Source organism: Vreelandella nanhaiensis (assembly GCF_003990185.1).
GTDB classification, from domain to species: domain Bacteria; phylum Pseudomonadota; class Gammaproteobacteria; order Pseudomonadales; family Halomonadaceae; genus Vreelandella; species Vreelandella nanhaiensis.
In genome coordinates this window covers 245,835-260,568 of the sequence record NZ_RZHF01000015.1, presented here as the reverse complement: position 1 = coordinate 260,568, position 14,734 = coordinate 245,835, and the positions used below count along the sequence as shown (strand labels likewise).

16 protein-coding genes are annotated in these 14,734 nt (G+C 56.7%); 2 read left to right on the top strand and 14 right to left on the bottom strand.

The genetic code is table 11. The features are described 5' to 3' along the window. Window positions 1-15: 15 nt before the first annotated feature. A complete protein-coding gene (locus ELY38_RS11525) occupies window positions 16-531 on the top strand; it encodes a hypothetical protein (RefSeq protein ID WP_127062375.1) in 516 nt (171 codons plus the stop codon). Here the strand turns inward: ELY38_RS11525 and ELY38_RS11520 are convergent. From ELY38_RS11520 to ELY38_RS11490, 7 genes are all read right to left on the bottom strand, one after another. Next, a complete protein-coding gene (locus tag ELY38_RS11520; protein ID WP_127062573.1) occupies window positions 528-1,577 on the bottom strand; it encodes an alpha/beta hydrolase-fold protein in 1,050 nt (349 codons plus the stop codon). The two genes, ELY38_RS11525 and ELY38_RS11520, sit on opposite strands and share 4 nt — an antisense overlap. Window positions 1,578-1,589: 12 nt before the next feature. Next, window positions 1,590-2,270, bottom strand: a complete 681-nt coding sequence (locus tag ELY38_RS11515; RefSeq protein ID WP_127062374.1) for a BamJ family beta-barrel-assembly machinery protein — start codon at window positions 2,268-2,270, stop codon at window positions 1,590-1,592. A 153-nt stretch (window positions 2,271-2,423) separates the two neighbouring features. After that, window positions 2,424-2,867, bottom strand: a complete 444-nt coding sequence (locus ELY38_RS11510) for a universal stress protein (protein WP_127062372.1) — start codon at window positions 2,865-2,867, stop codon at window positions 2,424-2,426. Between the two features lie 19 nt (window positions 2,868-2,886). Continuing rightward, entirely contained in the window at window positions 2,887-4,170 is a 1,284-nt protein-coding gene (locus ELY38_RS11505; RefSeq protein ID WP_127062370.1) for a TRAP transporter large permease, read from the bottom strand. A 28-nt stretch (window positions 4,171-4,198) separates the two neighbouring features. Next, on the bottom strand, window positions 4,199-4,777 hold the full coding sequence (locus ELY38_RS11500; protein WP_127062368.1) for a TRAP transporter small permease: 579 nt from the start codon (window positions 4,775-4,777) through the stop codon (window positions 4,199-4,201). Window positions 4,778-5,057: 280 nt separating this feature from the next. Then, window positions 5,058-6,074 (bottom strand): TRAP transporter substrate-binding protein, encoded by a 1,017-nt coding sequence (locus tag ELY38_RS11495; RefSeq protein ID WP_127062366.1) that lies wholly within the window; start codon window positions 6,072-6,074, stop codon window positions 5,058-5,060. 152 nt (window positions 6,075-6,226) lie between these two features. Then, window positions 6,227-6,799: a TIGR02444 family protein gene (locus tag ELY38_RS11490; RefSeq protein ID WP_127062364.1), complete on the bottom strand. Its 573-nt coding sequence runs from the start codon at window positions 6,797-6,799 to the stop codon at window positions 6,227-6,229. Window positions 6,800-6,828: 29 nt separating this feature from the next. Between ELY38_RS11490 and ELY38_RS11485 the strand changes: the two genes are divergently transcribed. Continuing rightward, the gene (locus ELY38_RS11485; protein WP_127062362.1) at window positions 6,829-8,793 is read left to right on the top strand and encodes an ABC-F family ATP-binding cassette domain-containing protein; all 1,965 of its coding nucleotides are present in this window, start codon (window positions 6,829-6,831) and stop codon (window positions 8,791-8,793) included. Between the two features lie 2 nt (window positions 8,794-8,795). Here ELY38_RS11485 and dtd read toward each other — a convergent pair whose 3' ends face one another. The 7 genes from dtd to ELY38_RS11450 form a co-directional block, all read right to left on the bottom strand. Continuing rightward, the gene (gene dtd, locus ELY38_RS11480; protein ID WP_127062360.1) at window positions 8,796-9,233 is read right to left on the bottom strand and encodes a D-aminoacyl-tRNA deacylase; all 438 of its coding nucleotides are present in this window, start codon (window positions 9,231-9,233) and stop codon (window positions 8,796-8,798) included. Between the two features lie 55 nt (window positions 9,234-9,288). Next, entirely contained in the window at window positions 9,289-10,134 is an 846-nt protein-coding gene (locus ELY38_RS11475; RefSeq protein ID WP_127062358.1) for a universal stress protein, read from the bottom strand. Window positions 10,135-10,288: 154 nt separating this feature from the next. After that, window positions 10,289-11,110, bottom strand: coding sequence for a bifunctional hydroxymethylpyrimidine kinase/phosphomethylpyrimidine kinase (gene thiD, locus ELY38_RS11470; RefSeq protein ID WP_127062357.1), 822 nt, complete (start codon window positions 11,108-11,110; stop codon window positions 10,289-10,291). An 8-nt stretch (window positions 11,111-11,118) separates the two neighbouring features. Further along, window positions 11,119-12,534: a TRAP transporter large permease gene (locus tag ELY38_RS11465; protein WP_127062355.1), complete on the bottom strand. Its 1,416-nt coding sequence runs from the start codon at window positions 12,532-12,534 to the stop codon at window positions 11,119-11,121. Further along, window positions 12,534-13,082, bottom strand: a complete 549-nt coding sequence (locus ELY38_RS11460; protein ID WP_127062353.1) for a TRAP transporter small permease subunit — start codon at window positions 13,080-13,082, stop codon at window positions 12,534-12,536. Before ELY38_RS11460 ends, ELY38_RS11465 begins: the two co-directional genes overlap by 1 nt. A gap of 103 nt (window positions 13,083-13,185) precedes the next feature. After that, on the bottom strand, window positions 13,186-14,022 hold the full coding sequence (locus ELY38_RS11455) for an endonuclease/exonuclease/phosphatase family protein (protein WP_127062351.1): 837 nt from the start codon (window positions 14,020-14,022) through the stop codon (window positions 13,186-13,188). A gap of 27 nt (window positions 14,023-14,049) precedes the next feature. Next, window positions 14,050-14,688, bottom strand: a complete 639-nt coding sequence (locus ELY38_RS11450; RefSeq protein WP_127062349.1) for a thiol:disulfide interchange protein DsbA/DsbL — start codon at window positions 14,686-14,688, stop codon at window positions 14,050-14,052. Window positions 14,689-14,734 lie beyond the last annotated feature (46 nt).

Genomic DNA, 14,734 nt, shown 5'->3' with positions numbered 1-14,734 from the left:
TAGCGGTATTCTGCCATGAAGATACTACCTAAGCCTGCTTACTTTGCAGGTTTGCAGGGACTCAAGGTACTGATTCTAGTCACCGGCCTAGGGCTGGCCGTATGCATGTGGTACGTCTTTTTTCATCGCTTGCATGATGACAGCCACGTTACCTGGTTTCCGGCAGCGGCCCAGTGTGATTTAAATACCCAGGCCTGCTCCGCCACGCTGGGCGAGGCAGGACGGATGACTTTTCATATAAATGCCCGCGGGCCGATCAGAGCACTAACGCCACTACCGTTGGAAATCAATATTGAGGGAATGACCCCGAGCCATGTCAGCGTGGATTTCGTAAGCCCACAGGAGGACGTTAGCGTTTACCGCTTTGTGCTCTACATGATTGCCCCTGGCCGCTTTCGCGGTCATGGCCAGTTGGGTGAGGAGAAAGACATCACAGCACCCGCCATTGTGCCCTGGCGAGCGCGGGTGGTTCTGGAAACGCCCAAGGGGAAACTGGGCAGTTGGTTCGATATCAGCGTGCTCAGCAGCTAATTGGGCTGAGTAGCCTCTTCCAGACGATCGAGCATGTTCATTAACGCGCTCACCTGAGCACCTTCACGAGTATCGTGCAGCGGGTTCTGCTGCCAGAGACTTTCAGCATACCCCCACCAATCCCAGCAGCCTTGAGGATTCGACAAGCTGCTGTCGATCTGCGGGTAAAGCACGATCTGACGATGCCTTGTAGCCCAGTGATTCAAACCGCTATGGCTAATGAAAGTATCATCAATGGCGCTGGTGCTCATCTGGCAGCCGTGCAGAGCAATTGTGACCGGGCAGGCTTCATCCTCACAGGAAGCGGGGATAAATAGATAGCCGGTATCGGCCAGCCCCTTGGCCACAAACTCTGACTGATCAAACGCGACCAGCTCACCTGGTTCAGGGCTGACCGTTTCACGCTCTGGGTATAGCCAGTTAAGCATCTTGCGGGCGACATCTTCATCGCAGGCAAGCACATGGCTGCCCCCACCCTGACGGCAGTTTCCCAGCTCATAGGGGCCAACCGTTTCCTCTTCGTGCAAGCGCACCGGCCAGCCGTGGCCCGCCGCCTGATTGTGCACGACCTTTAGCTGGTCAGACGCTGCCAACCACTGCCGCCATTGCCCGGCCAAAAGCGTCACCAGCTCGGGGTCAACCACGTTATCCGCCCCGCCATGCCAGATAAAGGCTCTTAGCTTACCAAGAGCTTCTTGATCGCCCACCTGTCCGTTTTCCAAGTAACGAGCCCGGCGGTCTTCAAGATCCTCCAGATCAGGCAGGCCACCACGCGTCATCATGCAGCGGTTCAGTGCCATGCTGAGCGTGCCTTGGGAACACCCCCAAGGCCCCGCCGCCAATACGCCAACGCCGCTAAAGCGCTCAGGCCAGGCAAGCGCCAGCTGGACGGCCATATATCCGCCCGATGAGACGCCCACCACGCTTGCCTGCTGCGTTATTGCATTGAGTGCGGGTAAGCGCTCAGGTGCTTGCACGGCGGCATTGGCAGCCAGCGGCCCACCTACCAGCAGCAGTACACCGGCATAGCGGGTAGCCGCTGGAATCAGAGCCACTGGTTATTCGACGCCCAACAGTTCAACGCGGAAGGTGAGCATTTCATTGGGGCCGATCGGGCCTTGACCGTGTTCACCGTAGGCAAGCTCAGCCGGGATATACAGCATCCAGCTGTCGCCGACACTCATTAGTTGCAGCGCTTCCTGCCAACCTTCAATTACCTGATTAACTTGGAAGCTCACCGGTTCGCCGCGCTCAAACGAGCTATCAAATACGGTGCCGTCGAGCAGCATACCTTCGTAGTTCACCTCAACGGTATCTTCAGGCCCAGGCGTTGCGCCATCGCCGGATTCAAGCACTTCATACTGCAGGCCCGATTCGGTCACTTCAATACCTTCGCGCTCGGCGTTTTCAGTCAGGAAGTCTTCACCTTCTTCCTTATTCATCTGCGCAATTTCGGCAGCCTCTTCTTCGCGTGCCTGCTGGGCACTCGCCTGGAAGGCCATGATCGACTCGACCATCTGCTCTTCGCTAAGCGCTAATTCATTTTCCTCGAACACATCGCGCATACCGTCATTAAACGCATCCAGGTCCAGATCCCCGATATCGGCCTTCATGCTTTCGCCTAGAGTCACCCCTAAGCTATAGGCCAGACGCTGTTCATCAGTATCCGGCGCGGCCGCCACAAAAGGGGCCACAAGCAGTAGACTGGTCAGCGCCGTTGAAGAGAGTAGTGTTTTCATAGAAAAAGTAACCTTATTCGACGGCGAAATACGCCATATGTTAGATGCCCCAAAGACTAACACCCGCCGCCTCGTGGTGCATCTCTCCAAGGCGGCGGGTGTTGCTACGACCTCAATTCGACGCAGAGGTTTAGGCCAATAACCGAATACTGGCTACACCACCAGCGTTGGGCAGTGCGCAGCGCCGGCTACCCGCTGGGCAACACTGCCCAACAGCGTGCCCTTTTCGCCGTTGGTGCCCTGAGCGCCAATCACGATCAAATCGCACTCCCGTTTCCAGGCAAAGCGCACGATGGTTCTTGAAGGGCGCCCGCCCTTTACAAAGGCGCGTACGTAGGCACTGTCAGCCCCCTTCTCGATGGCGTGAGATTTTGCGTGTACGGCAATTTCGGTAGCGTACTCTTTCAGCGCATCATCAGGAATATCCAGCTGGATTGGACGTACCATGGAAAGTGAGGCCTCAAGCAGGCTGTGATGCTTAAACACGCACAGGAAATACAGCTCGGCGCCCGTCAGAAGATGCAGCCCGACTGCCTTATCAAGCGCCTTGATAGCCCCCTTGGAACCATCCACCGGGACCAGAATGCGGTTAAACATGCAATTCTCCTCGTGAAGGTTAGCGGAAGGCCACATCGCGCAGGAACAGCGCAATCTGCGGGAACATGATCAGCAGTACGGCCGCCAGAATCAGAATAAAAATGAACGGCGGCGTTCCCTTGATGACGTCCCAGTAAGGGCGCTTGAAGATCGCGATGGCGGTGAAGATATCGCACCCAAACGGCGGCGTGGCCGAGCCGATCGCCGTCTGCAGGGTGATCAGAATACCCACCAGCACCGGGTCGAGCCCGGTAGCGGCAATAGCCGGGGCGAAAATGGGCGTGAGCACCAGAATCACCACGATCGGGTCAACGAACATACAGGCAATAAAAAAGGAGACACAGATCGCGATCAGAACGCCGGTTGGCCCGGCATCGTTGACCCCTACGGTTTCCAGAATCGCCTGAGGAATCTGGGCAAAAGAGATGATCCAAGAGAAGCTGGTGCCCACCGCGACCAAGATAAACACCACCGCAGTAATCAGGCCAGTCGACTTCGCGATAGCGTAGATATCACTTATCTTGAGTGAACGGAACACTACAAACTCGAGCAGTACTGCGTAAAGCACGCAAGCGGCGGCCGCCTCGGTAGGGCTGAAAATCCCCCCGTAAATCCCACCTACAATAATTACAGGGAAACCCAATGGCCAAAGTGCTTTTTGAACGGCAACGCCTCGCTCTTTCCAGCTGGCACGCGCTTCAGTCGGCACGTCTTTTACTATCGCGTAAACGATACAGTATGCCGAAAACATCAGTAGAATAAGCAAGCCTGGGCCGATACCAGCAATAAACAGCTCGCCAATCGAGGTTCCCGAAATAACCCCGTAAATAATCATGCCGATACTGGGCGGGATCAAAAATGCAATATCGCTAGCATTAATAATCAGAGCCAGGGTAAACGAGTCCGAATACCCAGCTTTGAGCATTTTAGGGCGTAGCGGCGAGCCGACCGCCACCACGGTTGCCTGGGTAGAGCCGGACACGGCCCCAAACAGCGTACACGACGCCGCCGTGCTGACAGCAAGCCCGCCCTTGATATGGCCAATAAACGCCATCACCATATCGATCAGCCGATTGGCCGACTGGCCCCGGGTCATGATATCGGCTGCAAGAATAAACATGGGCACGGCAATCAGCGATGCCGGACGAATGCCCGCCATCATTTGCTGAATCAGCGTATCCATCTGGCCGAAGCCGTTAAACATCATGTAGAAGCCGATGATTGCCGCCGTAATCAGCGGCACCATCATTGGAAAGCCCAGCAGCAGCAGGGCAATCATGGTGACTACCATTATCGTTGTCATAACGTTCCCCTAGAGTGCAATGCCTGCATCAGACTTCGGTTTCCGTATCTTTATAACCGTCCACCACCCCGGTTGAGAGATACACATCATGAGACGTGAAGTTCTTGATAGCGGTCAGCAGGTATTGAATACCCGTGATTAAAAAGCCCATCGGCACCCATAGGTAAATAATCCACACCGGTAGGCTCAAGGACGGCAGTACGCGCCCCTTGCCGTAAAGGTCCTGGATATAAACGATCGAGTAGTAAAGTAGAAAGAACATGATTAGTGAGGTGAACAGCGAAATGCTGATCATCAACACCCGGCGCCCGCCCACTGGCAACGCATCATAAATGGCCGACATGCGAATATGGCGGCCATGGCGTGCCGCATAGCCGATACCGGCAAACGTAATCATGATGATTAAAATTCGGTTTAGCTCGCCGGAAAACATGATGCTATTGCCAAACACGAAGCGGGCGATAACGTTGATGACCGTATTCAGCGCCATTAGCAAAACCCCTAGCGCCAGTATGACTGACTCGATTTTGCTAATTGCAGTGTCGATCACTCCCAACACCCCGGGTAAACCTGAGTGATAATTCTTCTCGGATTCTTCATCGGTCATGGCCGAACTCCTGTTTTTCGGCATGACTATGGCGAGTGAACGCCAATAGCACGCGAGATATCATGATGGTTCTACATGCACGATAGGATAGATATATAACGCCTTGACGCCTTCTTAGCGTAATGGGTGCCCGGCGTTTCCGCCTTAGCGCTGGATAAATAATCTCCAACGCTTTATTCACCCTTCAGCCATCTTTCATCTACGTAACAGCAATAGAAAAGGGGCAGCGTTGACTGCCCCTTTGATGAACACCACTCTTGTTCAAGCGGTCATTCAGCGGTTACTCGTTGGTAACGGATTCAAGATCGGTCTTGAACTGCTCAAGTAACTCGGCGCCGCGCTCACCGGTCATCTCAAGGAAGGCCTCTTCAACCTGCGGGGCACGATCACGGAATGCCTGGATCTGCTCTTCATCTAGACGTGTGACAGTTACTTCATCAGATGCTGCCTGGATTTTTTCCAGCGCTTCGTCGGCCAGGCCCTTGATATGCTCAATGGTGTGGTCGTAAGCCGCGTTAGAGGCTTCCCGAACCAGCGCCTGGTCTTCTTCAGATAATCCATTAAAGAAGTCCTGATTCGCCATCATGGCAGTGGTGAACCAGCCATGGCCGGTAAACGTCAGGTGCGGCGACACTTCGTACAAGCCGCCTGATTCGATCCAGAAAATCGGGTTTTCCTGACCGTCCAGAATGCCGGTTTGCAGGCCCCCGTACACTTCGCCCCACGGTAGCGGCGTTGGCGTTGCGCCAAAGGCATCGTAGGTTTCGGAAAGTAGCGGGTTGGTCATGGTGCGGATTTTCTTATTGCGCATGTCCTCCGGCGAGCTGATCGGCTCGTTGGTGGTGATCACCATTTCACCTTCAGGGTACATTTTTAAAAGTTCAAGCCCCTGTTCGGCGTAAAGCTCAGGGAACATCTCGTTGATCGCCTTGCTCTCGTCGAAGAACGTCAGCACGGTCTCTTCATCAGTAGGCAGCAGATAGGGGATGAAGAAGATCTGCGCTTCTGGAATCAGTGCGCCGGTAAAGCCCGGTGACTGATTCACAAACTGAAGGATGCCGTTTTGGGTCTGCTCCATGATGTCATCAGACTCACCTAGCTCGCCAAAGCGGTAAACCTGAACAGTATGGTCAGAATTCTCTTCAATGTACTCTTTGAACGCGATGGCGAACACATCCTGTACATCGCCTTCGTACTCTTCATGCGCGTAGCGCCAGTTATCCGCCTGTGCGGCCGCTGTCATGCCAAGCAGCAATGCGCCTACGCTCGCCGTCGTTACTAACTTGCTTGCCTTCATGCGATGTTCCCCTTGCAGTGGTAAGCGCGCTATACGAGTGCGCAAAAATCTGCTCTTGTTTTTTTACATTCGCTGACACGCAAAAACGTTATCCATTGCTGCGGGTCAGCGGACGTATAACGAATACTATTCAAAAGCAGCTTAATTTCAGGCTAGCGCGGTGATTCGAAGCGGTCAAGCCGGCTTGCCAGGGTCTGCCAGGCGCTTGAGATGTCTTCGCGCGCGCCTGACGCATGGAGACAACTTTTGTCAAGTTCAGCAAAAAAAAGGCGATCTTGCAGCCATCTTTCAACATCGTTCGAAATTAGCGCACAATTTGTTAGGCGCACTTCATCATCTGGATTTTCAATCGCCCAGGTTTGCCAGCGTTGAAGATTTTCACGCTCGGCCTGCAACTCAGCCTGTTGGATCGTTTTACGCAGCGTGTCAATCGAGGCGCTTTGCTGTGCCTCAGGTTTCAGGTGGCGCCGCAAATGGCGTAACACCTGGGTAACCTCGCGCTGCCATATCTCGCGTTCTTTGCGCTGCTTGGCAAGAGGGACGGACAGCGCTTCAAGCCCGTGCACAAACAGCCAGCCATGAAACAGCAGCTCACAGACATCGATACCCAACGTGTCTTGCAACGTCAGACAGGCGCCTTCAACGTCGGGGGCTGAGTAAAACGATAGAGCAAAATCCCATAACGGCATCTGCTCCAGACGGCGCAATCGGTTAGAATCGAGCATTGGTTTACCCACTTTTTTTGGGAGAGAGCATGATCGCACTGCGCCAAGTCGCGCTGCAACGCGGCACGCAAACGCTACTTGAGAACGCCGACCTGACCCTGCACGACGGTATCAAGGCGGGCATTATCGGGGCAAACGGCGCTGGCAAATCGAGCCTTTTCAAGCTCCTGCTGGGTGAATTAGGCCCCGACCAAGGTGATGTCGAGATGAGCGGCGGCCAGCGCATTGCGCATATGGCTCAGGAAGTTGAAGCGCTTGATCGGCCGATCATCGAGTATGTACTGGATGGCGATAAGGCCTTGCGCCAGGCCGAAGCCGAGCTTTATGCCGCCCAAGAGGCGGGCGAAGCCCATCGCGAAGCCGAACTTCACGGGTTGATCGAAACCCTGGATGGCTACCGCGCTGAGTCTCGCGCTGCGCAGCTGCTGGTGGGGCTTGGTTTTTTCCAGGCAGACCTTACCCGCCCGCTTTCGGATTTCTCAGGCGGCTGGCGTATGCGCGTCAACTTGGCGCGCACGCTGTTCATGCCTTCTGATCTACTGCTTCTGGATGAGCCGACCAACCACCTGGATCTGGATGCGCTTTTATGGCTTGAGCAGTGGCTGGCCCGCTACCCCGGCACCCTGCTACTGATTTCCCACGATCGGGATTTCTTGGATGCCGTGTGTGACCACATCGTGCATATGCACCACCAGACCCTTGAGCTCTATCGGGGCAACTATTCACGCTTTGAGCGCACCCGCGCTGAAAAGCTTGCACTGCAGCAAGCCGAAGCGGCTAAACAGCAGGCCCGGCGTGAAGAAATTGAGCGCTTTATTGCGCGCTTTAAAGCCAAGGCCACCAAGGCCCGCCAAGCACAGAGCCGGGTAAAGATGTTAGAGCGCATGGAAGATATTGCCATGGCCCACGTCGACTCGCCCTTTCACTTCACCCTGCCCGCCGCGGACAAGACTTCGCATCCGCTTCTGGTGCTTGATCAGGCCCAGCTGGGCTACCGAGGCAAGGAGCACGATAATGTCCAGTTGGACAAGGTCAACATCACCCTGCTGCCGGGCAGCCGCATTGGTCTGCTGGGCCCCAACGGGGCGGGTAAATCGACCCTGATCAAGTCGCTTACCGGCGAGCTTGAGCTGCTCAGCGGCAAACGTGTTCCGGGCGAGCACCTGGCGATTGGCTACTTCGCCCAGCACCAGCTGGAAGGCCTGGACGTCACCTCAACGCCATTCATGCACGTTCAGCGCCTGTCGCCCAAGGCAAGCGAGCAGGAGATTCGCAACTTCCTGGGCGGTTTTGGCTTCAAGGGCGATGACGCCTTTGGCGAAGTCGCCACTTTCTCAGGCGGTGAGAAGGCCCGCTTGGCGCTTTCCCTGGTGGCCTGGCAAAAGCCGAACCTGCTGCTGCTAGATGAGCCGACCAACCACCTTGACCTGGAGATGCGCGAAGCGCTGACCGAAGCGCTGGCAGGTTTTGAGGGCACAGTAATTCTGGTTTCCCACGACCGCCACCTGCTGCGCGCCACGGTCGATGAGTTCTGGCGCGTGGCGGATCATCGGGTGGAGCCGTTTGACGGCGATCTTGAGGATTATCGCGCTTGGCTAAAAGCTCGCCTTGAAGAGAGCCGCCGCGATTCGCGCAGCGAAAAGGCCGAACGCCAGAGCCAGCAGCCTAGTGGTGATAGCCGTGAGGCGCGCAAGGCCGCCCGTAAGGCAGCGGCCGAACTACGTGAGAAGCTTCGCCCGTTGAAAAAAGAGCGCGATAAGGCTGAACAGGCCATGGAAAAGGCCCAGATCTCGCTGGAAGAAGTTGAATCCGTGCTGGCCGACCCTGAGCTTTATACCGACAGTGCCCGCAAAGCCGAGCTCACCAATGCCTTGGCCCAACAGGCCACCATTAAAGCCCGCCTGGACAGCGCCGAACAGCAGTGGTTAGCTGCCGAGGAAGCGCTAGAGGCCATGGAGGCGGAGCTTGTCGCCAGTGAAAACGCCGAGCTTTAGCGCTAGCTCTCCAGCAAAAACGTAACCGGGCCGTCATTGACCAGCGCTACCTGCATATCGGCACCAAACTGGCCGGTCGCCACCTTCGGCCAGGCTGATTGGGCCCGAGCGACCAGGGCGCTGAACAGCCGCTCGCCCTCGGCAGGCGGGGCGGCGCTGGAAAAGCCAGGACGCAGGCCCTTATGGGTCTCGGCGGCGAGGGTAAACTGGGAAACCAGCAGCAGGCCGCCGTCTATTTGTTGAAGGTTGAGGTTCATCTTGCCCTCGGCATCACTAAATACACGGTAGTGCAACAGCTTGTGGAGCATTTTCTCAACGGCGGCGTCACTGTCGCCTTTCTCAACGCCGACCAGCGCCAGAAGCCCCTGATCAATGGCGCCAACCGTCTGCCCCTCAACCGTCACGCTTGCCTTTCTGACCCGCTGTATCAGCACTTTCACGGCGCTTCTCCTGTATAGATAAAAGGTAAAGCGCCCAGTGTACCTGCCTTGGCCGTTACCAGGCGCGGCAGAGTATCAAATCGCAGTGAGGCTCACTGAGCAGCGTCTGCGTCAGCTGGCTTGAGTGATAAGGTTGGCCGCGGCTGCCTATCATCACCACATCGGGCGTGTGCTGCTTTATATAGCCCTGAACCACCTCGCTGGGCGTGCCTGACTCAAGCACCAGTTCAATATCCAGCGCCCCATCCTTGTCCTGCACTATGCGCTCGACTTCACTGCTTAACAACGCCTGCAAGCGGGCTACCTCCTGCTCGCGCCAGCGGGCGTAATAAACCTCAGAACCAAGTTCAACCTCGCCGGGTAGCGTCCAGGCGTGGAGCAGCGTGATCTTAGCTTCCGGGAAGCGGCGTAAGGCCTCGCTTAGCGTCTGGCGAACGGTCAGAAAAGAGTCGACAGGAACCAGGATATGCTGCCATGGCTGGGTAGGCACGCGCTGGACAATGACCACCGGACACGGCGCGCAGCGCAGGATGCGCATAAAGGTGGTGCCTGCCAGCAGCTCTTTTTGCCCCCGCTTGCGATGCATGCCCAGCACAATCAGCTCAGCCTTCTGCTCGTGAGCCTTGCGTACAACCTCCACATGTGGCTCGCCCATCACGGTCTGAATGACTGTTTTGGGCGCCTCCAGGGCGTAATCTTCGCGAATATCCGTCAGCGTCGTAGCGATGTCCTCATTGACCGCCTGCTCCAGCTCACGGAGCAGGCGCCGCGGCAGGTAGGGATCAAGCACGTGCAGGATATCCAGCTGAGCATGCTGGGCATAGGCAAGGCGTAGCGCTCGGGCGAAGCCGGCGCGATTATCGGCAGAAAGGTCAGTGGCAAACACAAACGTGGGGGTCATGGCATAACGCTCCTAGAACAAGCCAGGCCTTGGGGGAGTCATACAGACATTCCTCAGCATGGTGGGCGAAGCTCTATCCCGCAAGCTAGCCACGCATTCTAACGAGCCATTTCAATTGCTCGCCTGGCCATTGCCCCTGGCGTTCCTGAACCGCTTACCACCACGCATGAAAATGATGCACAGGCCCGCGCCCTTTGCCTACGCTCAGGAGAGCGCTGGCTTCCAGCGCGGCGTGCAGCCATCGTTTGGCATCACCAATGGCGGAAACGGGCGCTTGGCTGGACGCTTCAGCAGGTAGCTTGGCCAAACAGGCAGCAATCGCCGACGAGAGCGCACAACCGGTACCGTGCAGATTTTCGGTCTGAATACGTGAGGCGGGTAGCCACTCATGGCTGCTCGGGGTGGCCAGCAGATCGGGACAGGTCTCGCCGCGCAGATGGCCGCCCTTGAGCACGACATAGGGCGCGCCCAGCCGGGTCAGACCCGGCAGCATGGCCTCCATGGCGTCCAGGCTCGAAGGCGACGAGGTATCCAGCAGTACCGCCGCTTCCGGCAGGTTGGGAGTGATCACGTCGGCAAGCGGCACCAGAATATCGCGTACCGCACGAATCCCCGCGTCATCGACCAGGATATCGCCGCTCTTGGCGACCATCACCGGGTCCAGCACGATCCAGCGCGGACGGCGCTTGCTCAACACCTCGGCGATCACCTCGGCGACATCACGGCTGGCCACCATACCGATCTTGACTGCATCTAGCTCAACGTCATCCAGCAGGTTTTCCAGCTGCTCTCGAATTGCCTTAGGAGAGACCGGATACACCGAGGCAACACCACAGGTGTTTTGCGCAATCACGGCCGTAATCACATTGGTGCCATAGACACCGAGCGCCGAAAACGTCTTGAGATCACCTTGTAGCCCCGCGCCGCCAGAAGGGTCGGAGCCGGCAATGGTAAGTACATTTACATTACGCGTCATGACGCCTCCTAAATGACCGACGGTAGCCAGGTGGCAAGACCCGGGAACAGCGCCAGCGCCAGCAGCATCGCCAGCTGCATGAGAATAAACGGAATGACCCCACGATAGATCGCCGAGGTGGGCACGTTTTGCGGGGTAACGCCGCGCAGATAAAAGAGCGCAAAACCGAACGGCGGGGTCAGGAACGACGTCTGCAGGTTGACGGCGATCATGATGCCCAACCAGATGGGATCAAGCCCCATGGCGAGAAGCACCGGACCGACGATCGGCACCACCACAAAGGTGATCTCGATAAAGTCGAGAATAAATCCGAGCAAAAAAATCACCAGCATGACCACCAGCGTGGCCCCGACAACGCCACCTGGCATTGCCTCAAACATATGGGTAACCAGCTCTTCGCCGCCAAACGCTCGGAATACCAGCGAAAACAGCGCTGCGCCAATCAGGATCAAGAACACCATGCTGGTCACCTGGGCGGTGGAGCGCACCACATCGCGCAGCATTGAAAAGCTTAATCGCCGATTGGTCGCGGCCAGCAACAGCGCACCGAAGGCGCCCACCGCCGAGGCTTCCGTGGGCGTGGCAAAGCCGCCCAGTATCGAGCCCAGCACAGCTACAATCAGCAGTACAGGCGGTAAAAGCCCCTTCAACAGCAGCGGCCAGACGCTGCCGGTGTGGCCAAGCTCCTGCATCAGCGCTTCACGGTCCGCCGCCGGGGCCGCGCTGGGTTTCAACCACGCCACCATGAGCAGATAAATGATATAGGCCATTACCAGCAGCAAGCCCGGCACCAGCGCGCCGATAAACAGATCGCCCACGGAGAGCGTCTTGGGGCTCCAGGAACCCATGGCGAGCTGAGCCTGCTGGTAGGCATTGTTAAGTACGTCACCCAGCAGCACCAGAGCAATCGAGGGTGGAATTATCTGCCCAAGCGTACCCGTGGCACAAATGGTGCCGGTCGCCAGCGCCGGCGAGTAGCCGCGCTTGAGCATGGTGGGTAGCGAAAGCAGGCCCATGGTAACCACCGTTGCCCCTACAATACCGGTAGACGCGGCCAGCAGCATACCCACCAATACCACCGCGATCCCTAAACCGCCGCGCAGGGCGCCAAACGCCATGGTCATCGCATCCAGCAGGGTTTCCGCTACCCGTGACTTCTCAAGCAGTACACCCATCAGCACAAAAAGAGGTACCGCCAGCAGGGTATTGTTCGTCATGATGCCGTAAATACGGTTAGGCATGGAGCTCATCCAGCGCGCCTCAAACGGCACCGGGACGCCCATCGACTGCAGCAGAAAGCCTAACCCGGCAAAGGCCAGCGCCGTTCCGGCCAGCGAAAGCGCCACCGGATAACCCAGCATCAAGACACCGCATACCGTGGCAAACAATACTAGCGGCATACCTTCCAATAGAGTCGCCAGCACTAGACCATCTCCTCATGCACAGGGGTGGAACCGGATAGCTTGCCACGGATAATCAGCATTTGACGGATCAGCTGGGCCACCGCCTGTAGCAGCAGCAGGGCGACCATCGCCAGTATCAGGGACTTGAGCAGAAATACCGCCGGAATGCCGCCATCGCCCGAGCGCTCCATGATGGCCCAGCTGGTCATGACATAGCGAAAGCTTGAGATGGCAATGAACGAGGCCACCGGAATCAGCAGAAACAGCGTACCCAGCAGATCGATCCAGGCACGGCCTTTATTCGACATCTTGCGATAAAAGATATCCACACGCACATGGCCATCGTGGCGTAGCGTCCACCCGGCACCGAGCATGAACACGGCAGCGTGCATATACATCACCGACTCCTGCATCACGATGCTATTGATACCGAAGATATAGCGCAGTACAACGATGGCAAACTGAACGACCATCATGATCACAACCAGCCAGGCAATGGCCCGGCCCACTCCCTCAGTTACGCAGTCGAGCCAGCGGAGCAAGCGCGGCTCATGGGCATTGGCGAGCATGTTAATGTCCTGGAGAAAGAAAACGGCCCAGAATCATCGCTGATTCTGGGCCGAACGTCACCCCCAAGCACGCTTGTGCGACCTTTTATTGCCGCTAAGCGACTCAGGAAACCGAAGGTGTTGCCTTTTCAATGGCTAACAGGCAAGCCGCCGGAAGCGGCAAATCCACCGCAATCGGCAGGTGATCGGAAAACAGATGATCCATTACCCGGACCTCGGCGGCTTCCAGGGTCTGCGACAGCAGAATATGATCAAGCGCACGCCGCGGCTGCCAGGAGGGGTAGCTGAGCAGCGGCTTAACGGGGTGCAGCGGCAGCGACGTACTGAATCGCTCATGGGCATGCAGCTGGTCCGGGGTGCAGTTAAGGTCTCCCATTACTACTACATGGCGCAGCGGCTCGATAATATCGCTTAAATAGTTGAGCTGACGTACCCGCCCCCGGTGGCTAAGCGCCAGGTGTGCCACAAAGATATGCAGGGCATCCGGCCCGTTGCCAAACCGCACATGGATGGCACCACGTCCCGGCAGCGTACCGGGCAGACGGTGCTCTTCAATCTTGGTGGGCACCAGGCGCGAAAGCAGCCCGTTGCTGTGCTGTGCAACACGTCCAAGGTTACGGTTTAGCTGCTTGAAATAGTGCGGAAACCCGGCTTTGGCCGCCAGGTATTCGATCTGGTTGATACGGCCGGTTCGAAAGCTGCCGCCGTCAGCTTCCTGCAGACCCACCACGTCAAACTGACCCAGCACGTCACACATGATATCCAGGCGCTTGACGCGCTGCGAGTCGGGCAGAAAGTGCTGCCAGCTACGGGTAACATAGTGGTGATAACCAGACGTTTGTATCCCTACCTGCAAATTAAAAGTGAGCAAGCGAAGATGCCCCCTTTCGCGCAGAGGCAATGGTCTGGCTCCCTGGTTCATCGCTGTCATATCGACCATCTGCTTATCACCTGATTCCTTGGTTACTTACTCTTCCTGGGCGCGTTCCTCACGTACACGCTCAATTAGCGCTTCGGCTACTTGAGGCATGTTTTCAAGGCTGCCCGCAGTGCTGGGCGTGATGACATAACGGCCGTCTACCACTAATGCAGGCACGCCCATCAGGCGCATTTCACGCATGCGGCTGTTGGCCTTGTTGGCTTGGCTACGTACGTTAAAGGAGGTCAGCGCCTTTTTAGCGTCCTCTTCACTTACCCCATAATTGGCAAAGAATTCAGCAATCTCGTCGGAGTCCGTCAGCTCGCGTCCGTCCTGATGGATCGCGTCAAAGAAATCGGCGTGCAGATCCTCTTCAATGCCCAGTGATTGTGCGGCATAAAAGGCGTTCGCGTGAATATTCCAGTTACCGCCCATAGTGGCGGGCATATGCACAACGCTTACGTCATCATCCAGCGTTTCATACCATTCGCTGACCGGCGTTTGAAGACGGTAGCAGTGCGGGCAGCCAAACCAGAATACCTCGGTTACTTCAATCTGATCATCATCTACCTGAGTCGCTACCGGCGGATCCAGCAGCGTATAGTCCTGGCCTTCAACCAATTCCTGAGCACTGACAGCCGCAGAAAGGCCTAGACCGGCCATTGCAACCATTAACGTTTTGAACATAGCGACAATTCTCCAAAGGGTAAGCGGAAGCTGAGACTGTTAATAA